The 13608-nt window shown below is 71.9% G+C and carries 11 protein-coding genes; 9 read left to right on the forward strand and 2 right to left on the reverse strand.

Annotated elements, in window-relative coordinates; genetic code table 11:
• The first annotated feature begins 28 nt into the window (after positions 1-28).
• Genes J8M50_RS38065 through J8M50_RS38080 form a run of 4 tightly spaced genes read left to right on the forward strand, consistent with a single transcriptional unit; the run spans position 29 to position 5382 of the window.
• On the forward strand, positions 29-1282 hold the full coding sequence (locus J8M50_RS38065; RefSeq protein WP_010355009.1) for a cytochrome P450: 1254 nt from the start codon (positions 29-31) through the stop codon (positions 1280-1282).
• A 16-nt stretch (positions 1283-1298) separates the two neighbouring features.
• The gene (locus J8M50_RS38070; protein ID WP_010355010.1) at positions 1299-2258 is read left to right on the forward strand and encodes a TauD/TfdA family dioxygenase; all 960 of its coding nucleotides are present in this window, start codon (positions 1299-1301) and stop codon (positions 2256-2258) included.
• A complete protein-coding gene (locus J8M50_RS38075) occupies positions 2255-3457 on the forward strand; it encodes a pyridoxal phosphate-dependent aminotransferase (protein WP_010355011.1) in 1203 nt (400 codons plus the stop codon). Before J8M50_RS38070 ends, J8M50_RS38075 begins: the two co-directional genes overlap by 4 nt.
• Entirely contained in the window at positions 3454-5382 is a 1929-nt protein-coding gene (locus J8M50_RS38080) for an ABC transporter ATP-binding protein (RefSeq protein WP_050987263.1), read from the forward strand. Before J8M50_RS38075 ends, J8M50_RS38080 begins: the two co-directional genes overlap by 4 nt.
• Positions 5383-5413: 31 nt before the next feature.
• Here the strand turns inward: J8M50_RS38080 and J8M50_RS38085 are convergent, their stop codons facing one another.
• A complete protein-coding gene (locus J8M50_RS38085) occupies positions 5414-6097 on the reverse strand; it encodes a response regulator (protein WP_040836899.1) in 684 nt (227 codons plus the stop codon).
• 135 nt (positions 6098-6232) lie between these two features.
• Here J8M50_RS38085 and J8M50_RS38090 point away from each other — a divergent pair, with 135 nt between their 5' ends.
• The 3 genes from J8M50_RS38090 to J8M50_RS38100 all read left to right on the forward strand — a co-directional run bounded on the left by J8M50_RS38090 (position 6233) and on the right by J8M50_RS38100 (position 9248).
• Entirely contained in the window at positions 6233-7198 is a 966-nt protein-coding gene (locus J8M50_RS38090) for an ABC transporter ATP-binding protein (protein WP_010355014.1), read from the forward strand.
• Entirely contained in the window at positions 7195-8001 is an 807-nt protein-coding gene (locus tag J8M50_RS38095; protein ID WP_010355015.1) for an ABC-2 transporter permease family protein, read from the forward strand. Before J8M50_RS38090 ends, J8M50_RS38095 begins: the two co-directional genes overlap by 4 nt.
• Before the next feature lie 323 nt (positions 8002-8324).
• On the forward strand, positions 8325-9248 hold the full coding sequence (locus J8M50_RS38100) for an ArsR/SmtB family transcription factor (protein WP_050987264.1): 924 nt from the start codon (positions 8325-8327) through the stop codon (positions 9246-9248).
• A gap of 38 nt (positions 9249-9286) precedes the next feature.
• On the opposite strand, the gene J8M50_RS38105 is transcribed toward J8M50_RS38100, so the two are convergent.
• Positions 9287-9799 carry a flavin reductase family protein gene (locus tag J8M50_RS38105; protein ID WP_223786388.1) on the reverse strand — a complete coding sequence of 171 codons (513 nt, stop codon included), beginning with the start codon at positions 9797-9799 and terminating at the stop codon, positions 9287-9289.
• Positions 9800-10020: 221 nt separating this feature from the next.
• Between J8M50_RS38105 and J8M50_RS38110 the strand changes: the two genes are divergently transcribed.
• On the forward strand, positions 10021-10245 hold the full coding sequence (locus tag J8M50_RS38110) for an MbtH family protein (RefSeq protein ID WP_010355018.1): 225 nt from the start codon (positions 10021-10023) through the stop codon (positions 10243-10245).
• A 68-nt stretch (positions 10246-10313) separates the two neighbouring features.
• Positions 10314-13538 (forward strand): non-ribosomal peptide synthetase, encoded by a 3225-nt coding sequence (locus J8M50_RS38115; RefSeq protein ID WP_010355019.1) that lies wholly within the window; start codon positions 10314-10316, stop codon positions 13536-13538.
• Positions 13539-13608: the final 70 nt, after the last annotated feature.

Below are 13608 nucleotides of genomic sequence, written 5' to 3' on the forward strand. Positions count from 1 at the left end.
TCCGCCCGCCACCACCCGGGAGAGCCCCATGCCTACCGCCACCGACCTGCTCCGGACAGCGAAACGCCGGCTGAGACGCGCCAACGTGTGGACCATGGCCCGCCGGGGCGACCTCGTCGGCCAACTGATGCTGCACGAACGGCTCGACGACCCCTATCCGCTGTACGAGCAGATACGCGCCCGCGGCCCCCTCTACCGCAGCGGCCTCGGACTGCACGCCGTCACCTCCCACGACCTGTGCACCCGCGTGCTGCGCGACCCCGCCTTCGCCCGGCGCAACGAGGAACCCGAGCGCATGACCCCGCCCGGCGAACAAGGCCCGTCCGGGGACACCAACTTCCTCCAGGAGGAACTCTCCGATCACATGCGGTGGCGGCGGCTGGTCGCACCCGCCTTCCGGCCCCGCAAGATCGGCGAGTACCGGCGCCGCACCGAGGAGGTCGCCCACCGGCTCCTGGACGAGGCGCTCGCCAAGGACGAGTTCGACCTGGTCACCGACTTCGCCTCGCCCCTGCCCATCACCGTCATCAGCGAACTGCTGGGCCTGGCCGACGTGGACGTCGAACTCTTCGCCCACTACGGGCTGATCACCGGCAAGGCCATCGACGGCATCCGCTCCAACCGCCAGGCCAGGGAGTTCCGTACCGCCGTGCGCGAACTCGACGAACTGTTCGCCGCGCTGGTCCGCAGGCGCCGCGCCGAACCGGGCGACGACCTGGTCAGCGAACTCCTCAAGCCCGAGGGCGACCAGGCCCTCCCCGAGCGCGAGATCGTCGGCACCTGCCAGCTCCTGCTCACCGCGGGCTTCGAGACCACCACGAACCTGGTCTCCAACGCCGCCCTGCGGCTCATGGCCGACCCCGTCCAGTGGGAGAAGCTCGTCGCCGACCCCGCGCTGGCCCCGGCCGTCGCCGAGGAGTCGCTGCGCTACGACCCGCCGGTGCAGTACTCGATCCGCGTCGCCCGCGAGGAGTTCGAGGCCGCCGGCCGCACCCTGCCCCCGGACACGGTCCTGATGCTGGTCCTGGGCGGCGCCAACCGCGACCCCGACGTCTTCACCGACCCCCACCGCTTCGACATCACCCGGCCCGACGCCACCTCGCACCTGGCGTTCCTGAGCGGCGCCCACTACTGCGTGGGAGCCCCGCTCGCCCGCATGGAAGCCGACGTGGCGCTGAAGGTGCTGGCCGAACGCGCACCGGGCCTGCGCCCGGCCGGCCGGCCCGTACGCCGGCCCACCGCCGCCCTGCGCGGCCTGCTGCACCTGCCCGCCGCCGCCTGACGAAGGAACCATCACCATGCCGACCGAACTCGCCCCGAACCGGATACCCGTCCGACGGATACCGCAGAACCTGTCCCTGGAACGGTCGGCCGACTGGCTCTCCGAACACCTCGACGACCTGCGCGACCTGCGCACCGAGCACGGCTCGGTCCTCCTGCGGGGCCTGCCCTTCGCCACCGCCGCCGAGTTCGCCCTGCTGCGCGACCGGATCATCGGCAGGCCCGCCGACTACGTGGAGAAGGCGACCCCGCGCAGCGCGTACGGACGCGGGGTGTTCACCGCCACCGACGTGCCCGCCCGCCGCCGTATCCGGCTGCACAACGAGAACAGCTACGCGCTCAGCTACCCCGGCCTGCTCGTCTTCGCGTGCCTGACCGCGCCCGCCGTCGGCGGCGAGACCTTCCTCGGCGACGTACGCGCCATGGCCGGCCTGCTGCCCGAGGACCTGGTGGCACGCTTCCGCGAGCAGGGCTGGAAGCTGGTGCGCAACTACTGGGGCCACTTCGGGCTCACCTGGCAGGAGGCGTTCGGCACCGAGGACCGCGCCGAGGTGGAGCGGTACGCGCGCACGCAGCAGCTCACCACCGAGTGGCACGGCGACCGGCTCACCACCACGCAGGCCCGCTCCGCACTGATCCGGCACCCGCAGACCGGGGACACCTCCTGGTTCAACCACGTCGCGTTCTGGAGCGAGTGGAGCCTGGAGGAGTCCGTCCGCGAGTTCCTGCGCGGGGAATGCGGCGAGGACCTGCCCTTCCGCACGTTCTACGGCGACGGGGAGCCCGTCGGCCGACGGGAGATCGAGCTGATCAACGCCGCCTACGAACAGGTCAGGATGGCCGAACGCTGGCAGCGCGGCGACATCATGCTCGTCGACAACCTCCGCGTCGCGCACGGCCGCGAACCCTTCCAGGGCGACCGCGAGGTCCTGGTCGCCATGGGCGACCCGGTGGAGCGCAAGGACTGCGAGCTGTGACGGCCGGGCACCTGTCGCGCAGGACGGCCGGCCTCCCCCCGCTGGGCCTCGCCGCCCTCCTGCCCGCCGCCCGCGCGGGCGGCGCCACCGACCTCGCGCTCGGCATCCCCACCGGCGACCCGCCCCGCGCCGCCGTCGAGGCCGCCGCCGCCGCGCTCGCCTCCGGCGCCAACCAGTACACCGACCCGGCCGGACTCCTCGACCTGCGGGTGGTGGTGGCCGACCGGCTCGCCGCCGAACGCGGGGTGGACGTGGACCCCGAGCGGGAACTCGTCATCAGCGCGGGCGCCACCGAAGGGCTGCTGGTCGCGCTCCTCGCGACGACGGACCCCGGCGACGAGGTGCTGATCCCGCAGCCGTTCTTCGAGAACCACCCCGGGGTCGTCGAACTCGCCGGCGCCGTACCGCGGTTCGTCACCCTCACCGGCCCCGACTGGCGCCTCACCGAGGAGGCGCTGGCCGCCGCCGTGACGCCCCGCACCCGCGCCGTCCTGCTCAACAACCCCCACAACCCCACCGGCCGGGTCTTCGACGCGGCGGAGTTCGCGGCGCTCACCGCGGTCTGCGAACGCCACGGCCTGACCCTGATCACCGACGAGGTGTACGACCGCTTCACCTACGACGGCCGGCCCCACCACTCGCCGCTGGGTTCCGTACCCGCCCTGCGGGAACGCTCCGTCGTCGTGGGCAGCTTCTCCAAGACCCGCAGGATGAGCGGCTGGCGGCTCGGCTACTGCGTCGCACCGCCGGAGATCACCGCCGGGCTGCGCAGCGTCCACGAGCGCACCACCCTCGGCACCCCGCACCCCCTCCAGCGGGGCGCGGTCGCGCTCGGCGCGCTGGACGACCGCGATGTGGACGCGGCCCGCGCCGAGTTCCAGGAGCGCCGCGACCTGGTGTGCGCCGCACTGCGCCGGGCCGGGTTCACCGTGCACACCCCCGAGGGGGGCTGGTTCCTCCTCGCCGAAACGGCCGGCCTCGGCCGGGCGTCGTCCGACCTCGCCCGCGAACTCGTCACCCACGCGAAGGTGCTCGTCGCCCCGGGCGGGTCCTTCTTCGCCGACCCGGCCGCCGGTGACGACTGGGTCAGGATCGCGCTCGTCCGCGACCGCGCGCAGCTCGCCGCGGCACTCGACCGGGTGGCCGGGTACCTCTCGGGTGCGCCGCTCGCCGTGAGCAGCCCCGTCGTGAGCACATGAGGAGAACCGTGGACGGCAAGCCGGTGCGGCGCAGTACGTCGCTGATAGGCACCGACAACTTCCAGACGCCGACCTGGGCGACCCCCGGGGAGAGCATCGCCGAGCGGGGCGTCGCCGCCACCCTGCGGGCCGTACCGTCGGCGGTCGCGGTCATCGTCGCCCTCGCCTGGCGCGCCTCGCGCCCCCTCACCCTGGTGGTCGCGCTCACCCAGCTCCTGGCCGGCGGCGCGGCGGCGTTCGGCCTGATCGCCACCGCCAATGTGCTGACGGTCCTGCTGGCCGAAGGGCCCACACCGGACCGGGTGATGGACTCGCTGCCCGCGGTCCTCGCCGTGGTGGGCTCCTACGCCCTGCGCGGTCTGATGGAGAGCGTCGCGACGGTCCTCCAGGGGCGGCTGCGGCCCCGGATCATGGCAGCCGCGCAGGACGCCATGGACAGCGCCGTCGTCGCCGTCGAGCTGAAGGCGTTCGACGACCCCAGCTTCCGCGAGCTGGTCCGCCAGGGCGTCCAGCGCGGCATGCCCTCGATCGACCAGAGCATCCGCCTCCTCGCGGAAGTGCTGCGCTCCCTGGTGTCGATGCTCGCCGCACTCGTCGCCACCGCCCTGCTGAGCGTGTGGCTGCTGCCCGTCATGCTCCTCGCCGCGCTGGCGGAGATCTGGACCGCGACGCAGATCGGCAAGCTCGACTTCCTCAGCTTCCTCGACAACGCCACCCGCCAGCTGCGCATCGGCGTCGTCCAGGACCTGATCGTGAAACGGGAGGTGGCCGCCGAGGTCCGCGCCTACCGCCTCCAGGAGCCGCTGATGGCCGAGCACCGGCGCGTCGCGCACGTCCTGACGGGCGAGGCCGTGGCGCTGGAGACGAAGAAGGGCGCCGTCCAGCTGATCGGTCGCACCATGACCGGCTTCAGCACCGGCCTCGCCTACGTCCTGCTGGGCTACCTGCTCTACGACGGCATCATGCCGCTGGCCCTGGCCGGTACGGCGGTCGTCGCGATGCGCAACGCGAACCTGGGACTCGCGGTCACGATGAGGTCCGTCAACCGGATCTACGAGCTGTCGCACTACCTCCAGCTCTACCGCGAACTCCTCACCGACGCGGCGTCCCGCCGCCGCCCGCCCGCCGTCGCCGAGGCCCCCCACGACCCCGCCCGTATCCACCTGGACGACGTGGAGTTCAGCTACCCCGGCAGCCCCGCGCCCGCGCTGCACGGCATCGAGCTGACCATCGGCCGGGGCGAGGTGGTGGCCCTGGTCGGCGAGAACGGGTCCGGGAAGACCACCCTCAGCAAGGTCATCACCGGCCTGTACCGGCCCACCTCGGGCACCGTGCGCTGGGACGGCGTCGACATCGCGGTGGCGACCGAGGAGTCGCTCTTCGGCCAGGTCGCCCTGATCTCCCAGGAGCCGGCCCGCTGGCCCATGACCGCCGAGACGAACGTCCGCATCGGCCGCCTGGAGGACGCGGACGAGTCGGATGAGCGCTGGCGGGAGGCGGCGGCGTCCTCGGGCATCGGCGAGGTGCTGGGCTCCCTGCCCGACGGCCCGCAGACCGTCCTGTCCAAGGAGTTCGTCGGCGGACGCGACCTGTCCGGCGGACAGTGGCAGCGCGTCGGGGTCGCCCGCGGCGTCTACCGCGACGCCGCCGTCCTCGTCGCCGACGAACCCACCGCCGCCCTCGACGCCAAGGCCGAGGCCGTCGTCTTCGAGGGGCTGCGCCGGGCCAGCGCCCTGCGCGAGGGCGGCTCCCGCACCACGATCCTGGTCACCCACCGGCTGGTGAACGTCCGCCGCGCGGACCGCATCATCGTGATGCACCAGGGGCGGATCGAGGAGCAGGGCACGCACGCCGAACTCATGGACCTGGGCGGCCGGTACGCCGAGATGTACGCGCTCCAGGCCGAGGCGTACGCGGAGGTGTGAGGGCCTTCGCCCGGTGGAGGCGGCCCGCGCGCTACTTGCGCCTGACCACGCCCGCCTCGTGCGCGGCGATGGCCGCCTCCACCCGGTTGCGCACCCCGAGCTTGCTGAGGATGGCGCTCACATGCGCCTTGACCGTGCCCTCCACCAGATACAGCCGCGCGCCGATCTCGGCGTTGGACAGCCCGGCCCCCAGGAGCGCCAGCACGTCGCGCTCCCGCTCCGTGAGCCGCTCCACGGCGCGGCTCGGCGGCGCCTCGTTCGCCATCCGGCCGGCCCGCAGCCCGCTGATCACCCGGGCGGCCACGTTCGGGGAGAGGTAGGCGCCCCCCGCGGCCACCGCCAGCACGCCGTTGAGCAGCTCGCGCGGGTCGTCCGCCTTCAGCAGGAACCCGCTGGCGCCGTCGTGCAGCGCGCGGGCGATGAACTCGTCCTCCCCGAACGTCGTCAGCATGATCACCGCCGCGCCGGGGCGGTCGGCGTACATCTGCGCGGCGGCGGCCAGGCCGTCGAGCCGGGGCATCTGGATGTCCAGCAGGGCCACGTCGGGGCGGTGCTCGCGGGCCAGTTCGACGGCCGTCTGCCCGTCGGCCGCCTCGGCGACCACCTCCATCCCCGGGTGTCTCGCCAGGATCGCGCGTACTCCTGAACGGATCATCGCTTCGTCGTCGGCGAGGAGGATCCGCACCGGAGGTTTGTCTTGAGGCGTCTCGTGCACGGTTCGACCCTAGTACCGAGGACGCGCGCCAACCCCTGACGAAAGTAGGGGTGTTGGCCCTGGCGAACGATCGATGTGCGGGATCCCCCGGCTTCCTAGTGTTGAAGCAGTTCGCACCAGCCGAAGGGACAACCTGTGATCACCCTGCGAGGTCTGACCAAGCGTTATGGCGAGACCGTCGCCGTGGACGGCCTGACCCTGGACATCAAGGAAGGCCAGGTGACCGGCTTCCTGGGGCCCAACGGCGCCGGTAAGTCGACCACGATGCGCATGATCCTCGGCCTGGACCACCCGTCCGAGGGCGAGGCGCTCATCGACGGCAAGCCGTACTCCTCGATGCGCCACCCGATCCGCGAGGTCGGCGCGCTCCTCGACGCCAAGGCGCTGCACCCGGCCCGCTCCGCGCGCAGCCACCTGGTGGCCCAGGCCCGCAGCAACGGCATTCCGCTGCGCCGGGTGGACGAGGTGCTGGAGACGGTCGGCCTGACGAAGGTGGCGCGGCGCAGGGCCGGGGCGTTCTCCCTCGGCATGTACCAGCGGCTGGGTGTGGCGGGCGCGCTGCTCGGCGACCCGAAGGTGCTCATCTTCGACGAGCCGGTCAACGGCCTCGACCCCGACGGGGTGCGCTGGGTGCGCGAACTCGTGCGGTCGCTGGCCGCGGAGGGCCGGACGGTCTTCCTGTCCAGCCACCTGATGAGCGAGATGCAGCTGACCGCCGACCAACTGGTCATCATCGGACGGGGCAAGCTCCTGGCCGACACCCCGATGGCCGACCTGCTGGCCAACAGCTCGCTGGCGTCGGTGCGGGTGCGCGTGCCGGACCCGCAGGACCTGCGGACCCTGGTCGACCACCTCCTCAAGGACGGCGACACGGACGTGCAGTCGCCCGAGGCCGACGAGATCGTGGTCAAGGGCCGCAGCGTCGAGCAGGTCGGCGACCTGGCCCACGGGCTGGGGGTGCGCCTGCACGAACTGCGGGCCGTCTCCGCCTCGCTGGAGCAGGCGTACATGGAACTGACCGCGCAGAGCGTGGAGTACGGAACGGGCAACACCGTGTTCGAGGGCACGGAGCCCCGGGAGATGCAGGGAGCGGGAGCATGAGCGCCGTAACGACCAGGGCCGGCGAGGACCGCCGCGACCGTATGGACTCCGGGCACACCGGGGGCGGATTCCCCGGCGCGTTCGCCTCGGAGTGGACCAAGCTGTGGTCCATCCGCACGCCGTACGTCTGCCTGCTGATCGGCCTGATCGTGACGGGGATCTTCACCTTCTACTACGGGTCGATCGCCCGGATCAACGACAAGCCGATCCAGCCCGTCGGCAACGCCTCGGTGTCGTCGGCCATCCTCACCCAGTTCGCCCTGGTGGTGCTGGCGATGACGATGGTGACGAGCGAGTACTCGACGAGCAGCGTGCGCACCTCGCTGCTGTGGGTGCCGGTCAGGCACCGCGTGCAGCTGGCCAAGGCGCTGCTGGGCGCCCTGGTGGGCTTCGTCACCGGAGTCCTGTTCGCCCTGCTGGGCGACGCCCTGGCCTGGTGGTCCTTCCGCGGGTACGCCACCTTCGACCTGTCGAAGGTGCTGTACCAGGCCGTCGCCATGGGCATCTACTTCGCCCTGATCTGTGTGATGACGGTGGGGGCGTCGTTCGCCCTGCGGACCGCGGCCGGCGCCGTCTCCGTGATCTTCTTCGTGGTCTCCGCCCTGCCCAGCATGCTCGTCGGACTGGGCGGCCCGGTGCTGCTGGCCATCAACGACTACATGCCGCAGTCCGCGGGCGGTCACTTCATGCTGAACGACGGCGACGCTCCCTACCCGAACGCGGTGAGCCTGCTGGTCGTCCTGGCGTGGGCCGTCGCCGCCCATGTGGCCGGCGTCTACGTCCTGCGCCGCCGGGACGCCTGACCGGCGGCCCCCCTCAAGCCCCGGTGCCCGGCACGCCTGAATCCCCCGCAGGCGTGACCGGGCACCGGCCTGTGTGCGCTGTTTCGGGTGCTGACGAAGTAGTTGATGGTCTGAAGACTTCTACGTCAACCTGTGTATAGAGTGCTTAGCTGATGCGTAGGGGGCACGTCGGAGGGTGCCCCGCGGCAACGGGGGAACTGCTACCGGCGTCATCCCTCTGTTGGCCGGCACAGTGCATTGTTCGCAGCGGCTTGTGCCCGTATCGGCTGTCCAGCGGAGCGGGCTCGAACAGGGGGAGCCACATGCAAAGTGTGCATTTCACGATGGACGACTTAGTACAGCTCAAGGTCCTGCCCACGGTGGGGCCCGTCGCCGAGGCCGTGTTCGCCGTCGATCTCTTGCGGCGCGGCGGCGGCGGAGCCGCCTTCTCCCGCTGGCGGGAGGCGGTGAGCCTGCGGATGCGCCGCACGCCACCGGCTCCGGTCGTCCCGCGGCAGGCCGGACCACCGGCCGCGGGTCAGGGCAACGGCGGCACCTGGCTGTTCGACCTGCTGGCGCAGGAGACGGCACAGCGCGAGGCGGCGGAAGGCCCACCACCTGACCCAGTGGTGCGCCGGATGCTCGACCTGGGCGTCAGCCCCTACTGGGGCAAGGCGCGGGCCTACCTCCAGATGGACCGCGAAGCCCGGTGCCGCATGATGGCGAGCGGCGGCATCGAGACCATGTTCAGCAACCTGCACACGTGGGTCGGCTGGCTGCCACCGGTCCTGACGATCGCCTCAGGACGCGGCGAGGAGATCCACCTCAACGGCAGGGGCCTGAACGTCGTGCCGTCCCTGTTCATCGACCGGCCGAGGATCTTCACCGGCCGCCGCGACGAACAGCGCACGCCCGTCCTGGTCTATCCGACGTCCCTGGACACCACCGGGGCCAACGCGCTGTGGGACGCGGCCGGGGCCGACGCCCGCGCTCTCGCCGCGCTGGTCGGCCGTACGAGGGCCCGGGTGCTGGAGGCGCTGGCGGAGACCTGCAACACCAGCGAACTGGGCCGAAGACTCGGCATCTCGCCCGCTGCGGCGAGCCAGCACGCCACGGTGCTGCGCAGTGCGGGACTGGTCACCAGCCGCAGGCGCTTCAACACGATGGTGCACTCGCTCACTCCACTGGGCTCCGCCCTGGTGACCGTGGGCAGCCCCGTACCGAAGCCGTTCCAGGACCAGGCCCTGGCCCTGAGCGCAGCTCAGTGACGGCTCGGTGACAACTCAGTGACCGGGTGGCCGCCTCATCACCGAGGCGGCCACCCCGTGTACCGGCGCAGCCCGTAGACCAGCGGCCTGGGCGGCGCGGACGTCAGGGCACGCACCCGCCGTACACCACCGAACACGACCGTGTGATCGCCCACGGTCTCGCTGCTCCGGATCTCGCAGTCCGCGACCGTGTGGGCCTGGTCGACCAGATGCGGCAGACCACTGGCCGGGGCGGGCCGCCACGCGACACGGTCGAACCGGTCGGGTGCGCCGGAGCTGAACAGCTCGGACGTCGCGCGGGCGTTCTCGTGCAGCAGGTTCACGGCGAAGCCCCCGAACCGCAGGATCGCGTCCAGGGTGGGACTCGCGCTGCGGACACACGCCAGCAGCACCGGCGGATCCACCGAGACGCTGCACAGCGACGAACAGGTGAGGCCGACCGGCGTACCGTCCGGCCCGACACTGGTCAGTACGGCCACCCCGGAGGGAAAGCCCGACATCAGCGCGCGGAATTCGCCGCTCGTCGCCATGGTGTGCTGCGTAGTTCCCACGCCGCATATGCTCGCGAGCGCCGGTCCGGCTTGTCACCGGCTTTCAACGACCCGTGAATAACGCACTCGGCCGGACCGCCTTCGGACGCCGTCCTTCACCCGCTCCTTAATCACGCCCCCATATTCCCTTCGGCCGCTCCCGAGTTCGGCCGGGATTCATATACTCCGGTCCTGTGCGCCGGACAATGCCGTGCGCCGACGAAACTCAAGGAGTCCTGACGATGAGCGTGAACCCCTTCGAGGATCCCGATGGCGTCTACCTCGTCCTGATCAACGACGAGGGCCAGTACTCCCTGTGGCCCTCGTTCGCCGAGGTGCCCGAAGGCTGGACGGTCGAACTCACGGAGACCGACCGCCAGTCGGCGCTGGACCACATCAACACCCACTGGACCGACATGCGGCCCAAGAGCCTCATCGCGGCCATGGAAGGCGCATCGAGTCAGTGACGAGCGAACGGGGGTTGAAAGTGTCCGGAACACCACATCCGGCGTCGCTGTCGACGGCGCGACCGGTCATGGTGCCGACGAAGGTTCCGCGATGGGCCGCGTGGGACGCCGACGAGGACGCGGTCGGCGAGGTGGTGGTGCGGCTGTCACCCGGCCCGCTCGCAGCCCTGCGCCGGCTGTCCGGCGCCGAGTCCGTCGCATCCGTCGAGTCTGTCGAGACACAGGCGCTGCTCCTGGCACCGCTGGTGAAGGTGCTCGCGGAGATCACGGCGGAGCGCCACGTCACCGTCGGCCACCTCGCACCCGGGACCACGGACCGGGGCGCACCCCACGCGCTGCGGACGGAGATCCCCGACGGCAGCTGGCGCGACCTCGTGACCGCGGTGACGACGAGCCTCGCCCGCCGCAGCGCCGCCGCCCAGCCGTTCGACATCGTCCTGGACCTCTCCCGGACCGGCGACGCCGAGAGCCCCGCCGGACCGGTGACCCTCGCGCCGGACACCGCGCTCCACGTGGCCCTGGTGACCGGGGACCACCCCGCGCTCCACCTCCACCACCGGACCCGCGTCATCGACACCGCCTACGCGGACCGGCTCGGCGGCTACTTCCGCACCGCGCTGGACCACCTGACGGCAGCCCCCGACGCCGGCCACGGCGCACTGGACCTGCCCTCCGAGCAGGAGCGCGAACACCACCTGCACAAACTGGCGGGCCCCGCGGTGCCGCTGCCCGACACGATGTTCCCCGCACTCTTCGAAGAGCGGGCCCGCGCCCACCCGGACGCCGTCGCCGTCTCCCGAGGCGACGTCAGCTGGGACTACCGCACCCTCGACGCCGCCGCCAACCGCGTCGCCGCCGCCCTCCTGCGGCACGGACTGCGCCCCGAGGACGTCGTCGCCGTCGTCATGGACCGCACCCTCGACTGGGCGGCCACCCTCCTCGGCGTCCTCAAGGCCGGCGGCACCTACCTCCCGGTCCGCCCCGACTTCCCCGCCCAGCGCGTCGCCACCCAGCTCCGGCGCAGCGACTGCCGCCTCGTCGTCGCCGAGGAGTCGGCCCGCGACCTCGTCCGGGACACCGGCACCGCCCTCGAAGGGCAGGACACGACCACGCTCTTCGCCGAGGACCTGCTGCGCGGCGACGACGACCCCGGCAGCCCGCACACGCGGATCGAGCCCGGACAGTCCGCCTACGTCTACTTCACCTCCGGCTCCACCGGAGCCCCCAAGGGCGCCCAGTGCGAACACGCCGGGATGATCAACCACCTCTACGCGAAGATCGACTCCGTCGGCCTGTGCGCCGGAGACGTGGTCACCCAGACCGCCTCCCAGTGCTTCGACATCTCCCTGTGGCAGCTCGTCGCCCCCTGGCTGGTCGGCGCCGCCGCACGCATCGTGGACACCGACACCCAGCTCGACCCCGAGCGGTTCCTCGACGAACTCGCCGACCACCGGGTGTCCGTCGCCCAGCTCGTCCCCTCGTACTTCGAGATCCTGCTCGGCCTCCTGGAACGCACCCCGCGCGACCTCGGCGTCCTCCGCTCGATCTCGGTCACGGGCGAGGCCCTCAAACTCGACCCGGTGCGCCGCTGGTTCGGCGTGCAGCCCGGCGTCCAGCTCGTCAACGCCTACGGCGCCACCGAGGTCAGCGACGACACCATGCACGAGGTGCTCACCGCGCCGCCCGTGCGCGACTTCGTCTCCGTCGGCAGCTCCCTGCGCAACGTCCGCACGTACATACTCGACGCGCGCGGCCGGCTCGCCCCCCTGGGCTCACCCGGAGAGATCGTCTTCGCCGGAGTGTCCGTCGGACGCGGATACATCAACGACCCGGAACGCACCGCGGAGGCGTTCGTCCAGGACCCCTTCGTACCGGGCGACCGCATGTACCGCACCGGCGACTTCGGCCGCTGGCTGCCCGAAGGCACCATCGAATACCTCGGCCGGCGCGACCAGCAGGTCAAGGTCCGGGGCTTCCGTATCGAGATCGGCGAGATCGAGAACAAACTCCGCACCGCCCCCGGCGTCCTCGACTGCGCCGTCGTCGTCGACCCCGGCGCGGGCACGGGCGCCGACAAGAGCCTCGCGGCCTTCTACGTCGCCTCCGGCCCGGCCGAGGAACCCGAGCTGCGCGCCCACCTGTCCGCGCTGCTCCCCGACTACATGGTCCCCGCGCACATCCACCGCCTGGACGCCATGCCGCTCAACGAGAACGGCAAGACCGACAAGCGGACGCTCACGGAACTCGCCGAGACCCTCGGCCACGCCCTGGGATCACGCACCGCCCCCGCCACCCCCACCGAGCGATGGCTCGCCACGGAATGGGCCGAGGCCCTGGGCGTCCCCCTGGAACGCATCGGCCGCGACGACCACTTCTTCCACCTCGGCGGCACCTCCCTCACCGCCGTACGGTTCGTCGTCGAACTCGACCGGGCCATCTCCCTGAAACAGCTCATCGGGACACCCGTCCTGGCCGACCTCGCGGCCCTCCTCGACGCGGACGCGGACTCCCGGCCGGCCGACCACGCCCTGCTCCAGCCGCTGGCCGACCCCGTCCCCGAACCGCTGTCCACCCTGGTCTGCTTCCCCTACGCGGGCGGCAACGCCGTCAACTTCCGGCTGCTCGCCGAGCGGCTGGCGGAACACGGGATCGCCGTCCTCGGCGTGGAACTGCCCGCGCACGACGTCACCGTCACCCCCGAACAGCCCCAGGACGTCGAGGAGATCGCCCGCCGCGTCCGCGACGAACTGCTCCAGCGCGCGACCGGACCCCTGATGCTGTGGGGCCACTGCGCCGGCAGCTCCCACGCCCTGGCCACTGCCCGGCTGCTGGAGGCGAGCGGCGTGGGCCCGACCGAGGTCTTCCTCGGCGCGCTCCTCCTCGACCCGGTCGCCGACCTGCGCGCCGAGATCGACGAGGTCAGCGCCCTCACCCCGCGTCAGATCACCGAACGGCTCATGGTGGACAGCTCCTACGTCGAACTGGACCGGCTCAAGCCGGAACGGGCCACGCTCGTCGGCTCGGCCTACCAGCACGACGTCCGCTCCACCAACACCCACCTCATGAAGCTGCACGCCGACCCGGCGCCGCACCGGGTCGGCGTCCCGGTCCACGTGGTGCTCGCGGCGGACGACTCCACCACCAAGGGCGGCGCCGAGCGCTACCGCGACTGGTCCGCCATCGCCGACGACGTGGTCCTGCACGAACTCCCCGACGGCGGCCACTACTTCATCAGCACCCGGGCGGCGGACATCGCGGCCCTCGTCGCCGGGGTGCGACGGCCCGCGCACTGATCCGGGAACCCCCGGGAGGGCCGTCCGACACCCCTGGACGGCCCTCCTCCCTTTTCTTCCTCAGGTAATT

It is taken from the genome of Streptomyces acidiscabies, from assembly GCF_020010905.1.
Lineage (GTDB): Bacteria > Actinomycetota > Actinomycetes > Streptomycetales > Streptomycetaceae > Streptomyces > Streptomyces acidiscabies.

Excerpts from the sequence above, each read along its gene's own strand:
- J8M50_RS38065 (WP_010355009.1), top strand. The coding sequence starts at position 29 with ATGCCTACCGCCACCGACCTGCTCCGGACAGCGAAACGCCGGCTGAGA.
- J8M50_RS38070 (WP_010355010.1), top strand. The coding sequence starts at position 1,299 with ATGCCGACCGAACTCGCCCCGAACCGGATACCCGTCCGACGGATACCG.
- J8M50_RS38080 (WP_050987263.1), top strand. The coding sequence starts at position 3,454 with ATGAGGAGAACCGTGGACGGCAAGCCGGTGCGGCGCAGTACGTCGCTG.
- J8M50_RS38095 (WP_010355015.1), top strand. The coding sequence starts at position 7,195 with ATGAGCGCCGTAACGACCAGGGCCGGCGAGGACCGCCGCGACCGTATG.
- J8M50_RS38100 (WP_050987264.1), top strand. The coding sequence starts at position 8,325 with ATGGACGACTTAGTACAGCTCAAGGTCCTGCCCACGGTGGGGCCCGTC.
- J8M50_RS38110 (WP_010355018.1), top strand. The coding sequence starts at position 10,021 with ATGAGCGTGAACCCCTTCGAGGATCCCGATGGCGTCTACCTCGTCCTG.
- J8M50_RS38115 (WP_010355019.1), top strand. The coding sequence starts at position 10,314 with ATGGTGCCGACGAAGGTTCCGCGATGGGCCGCGTGGGACGCCGACGAG.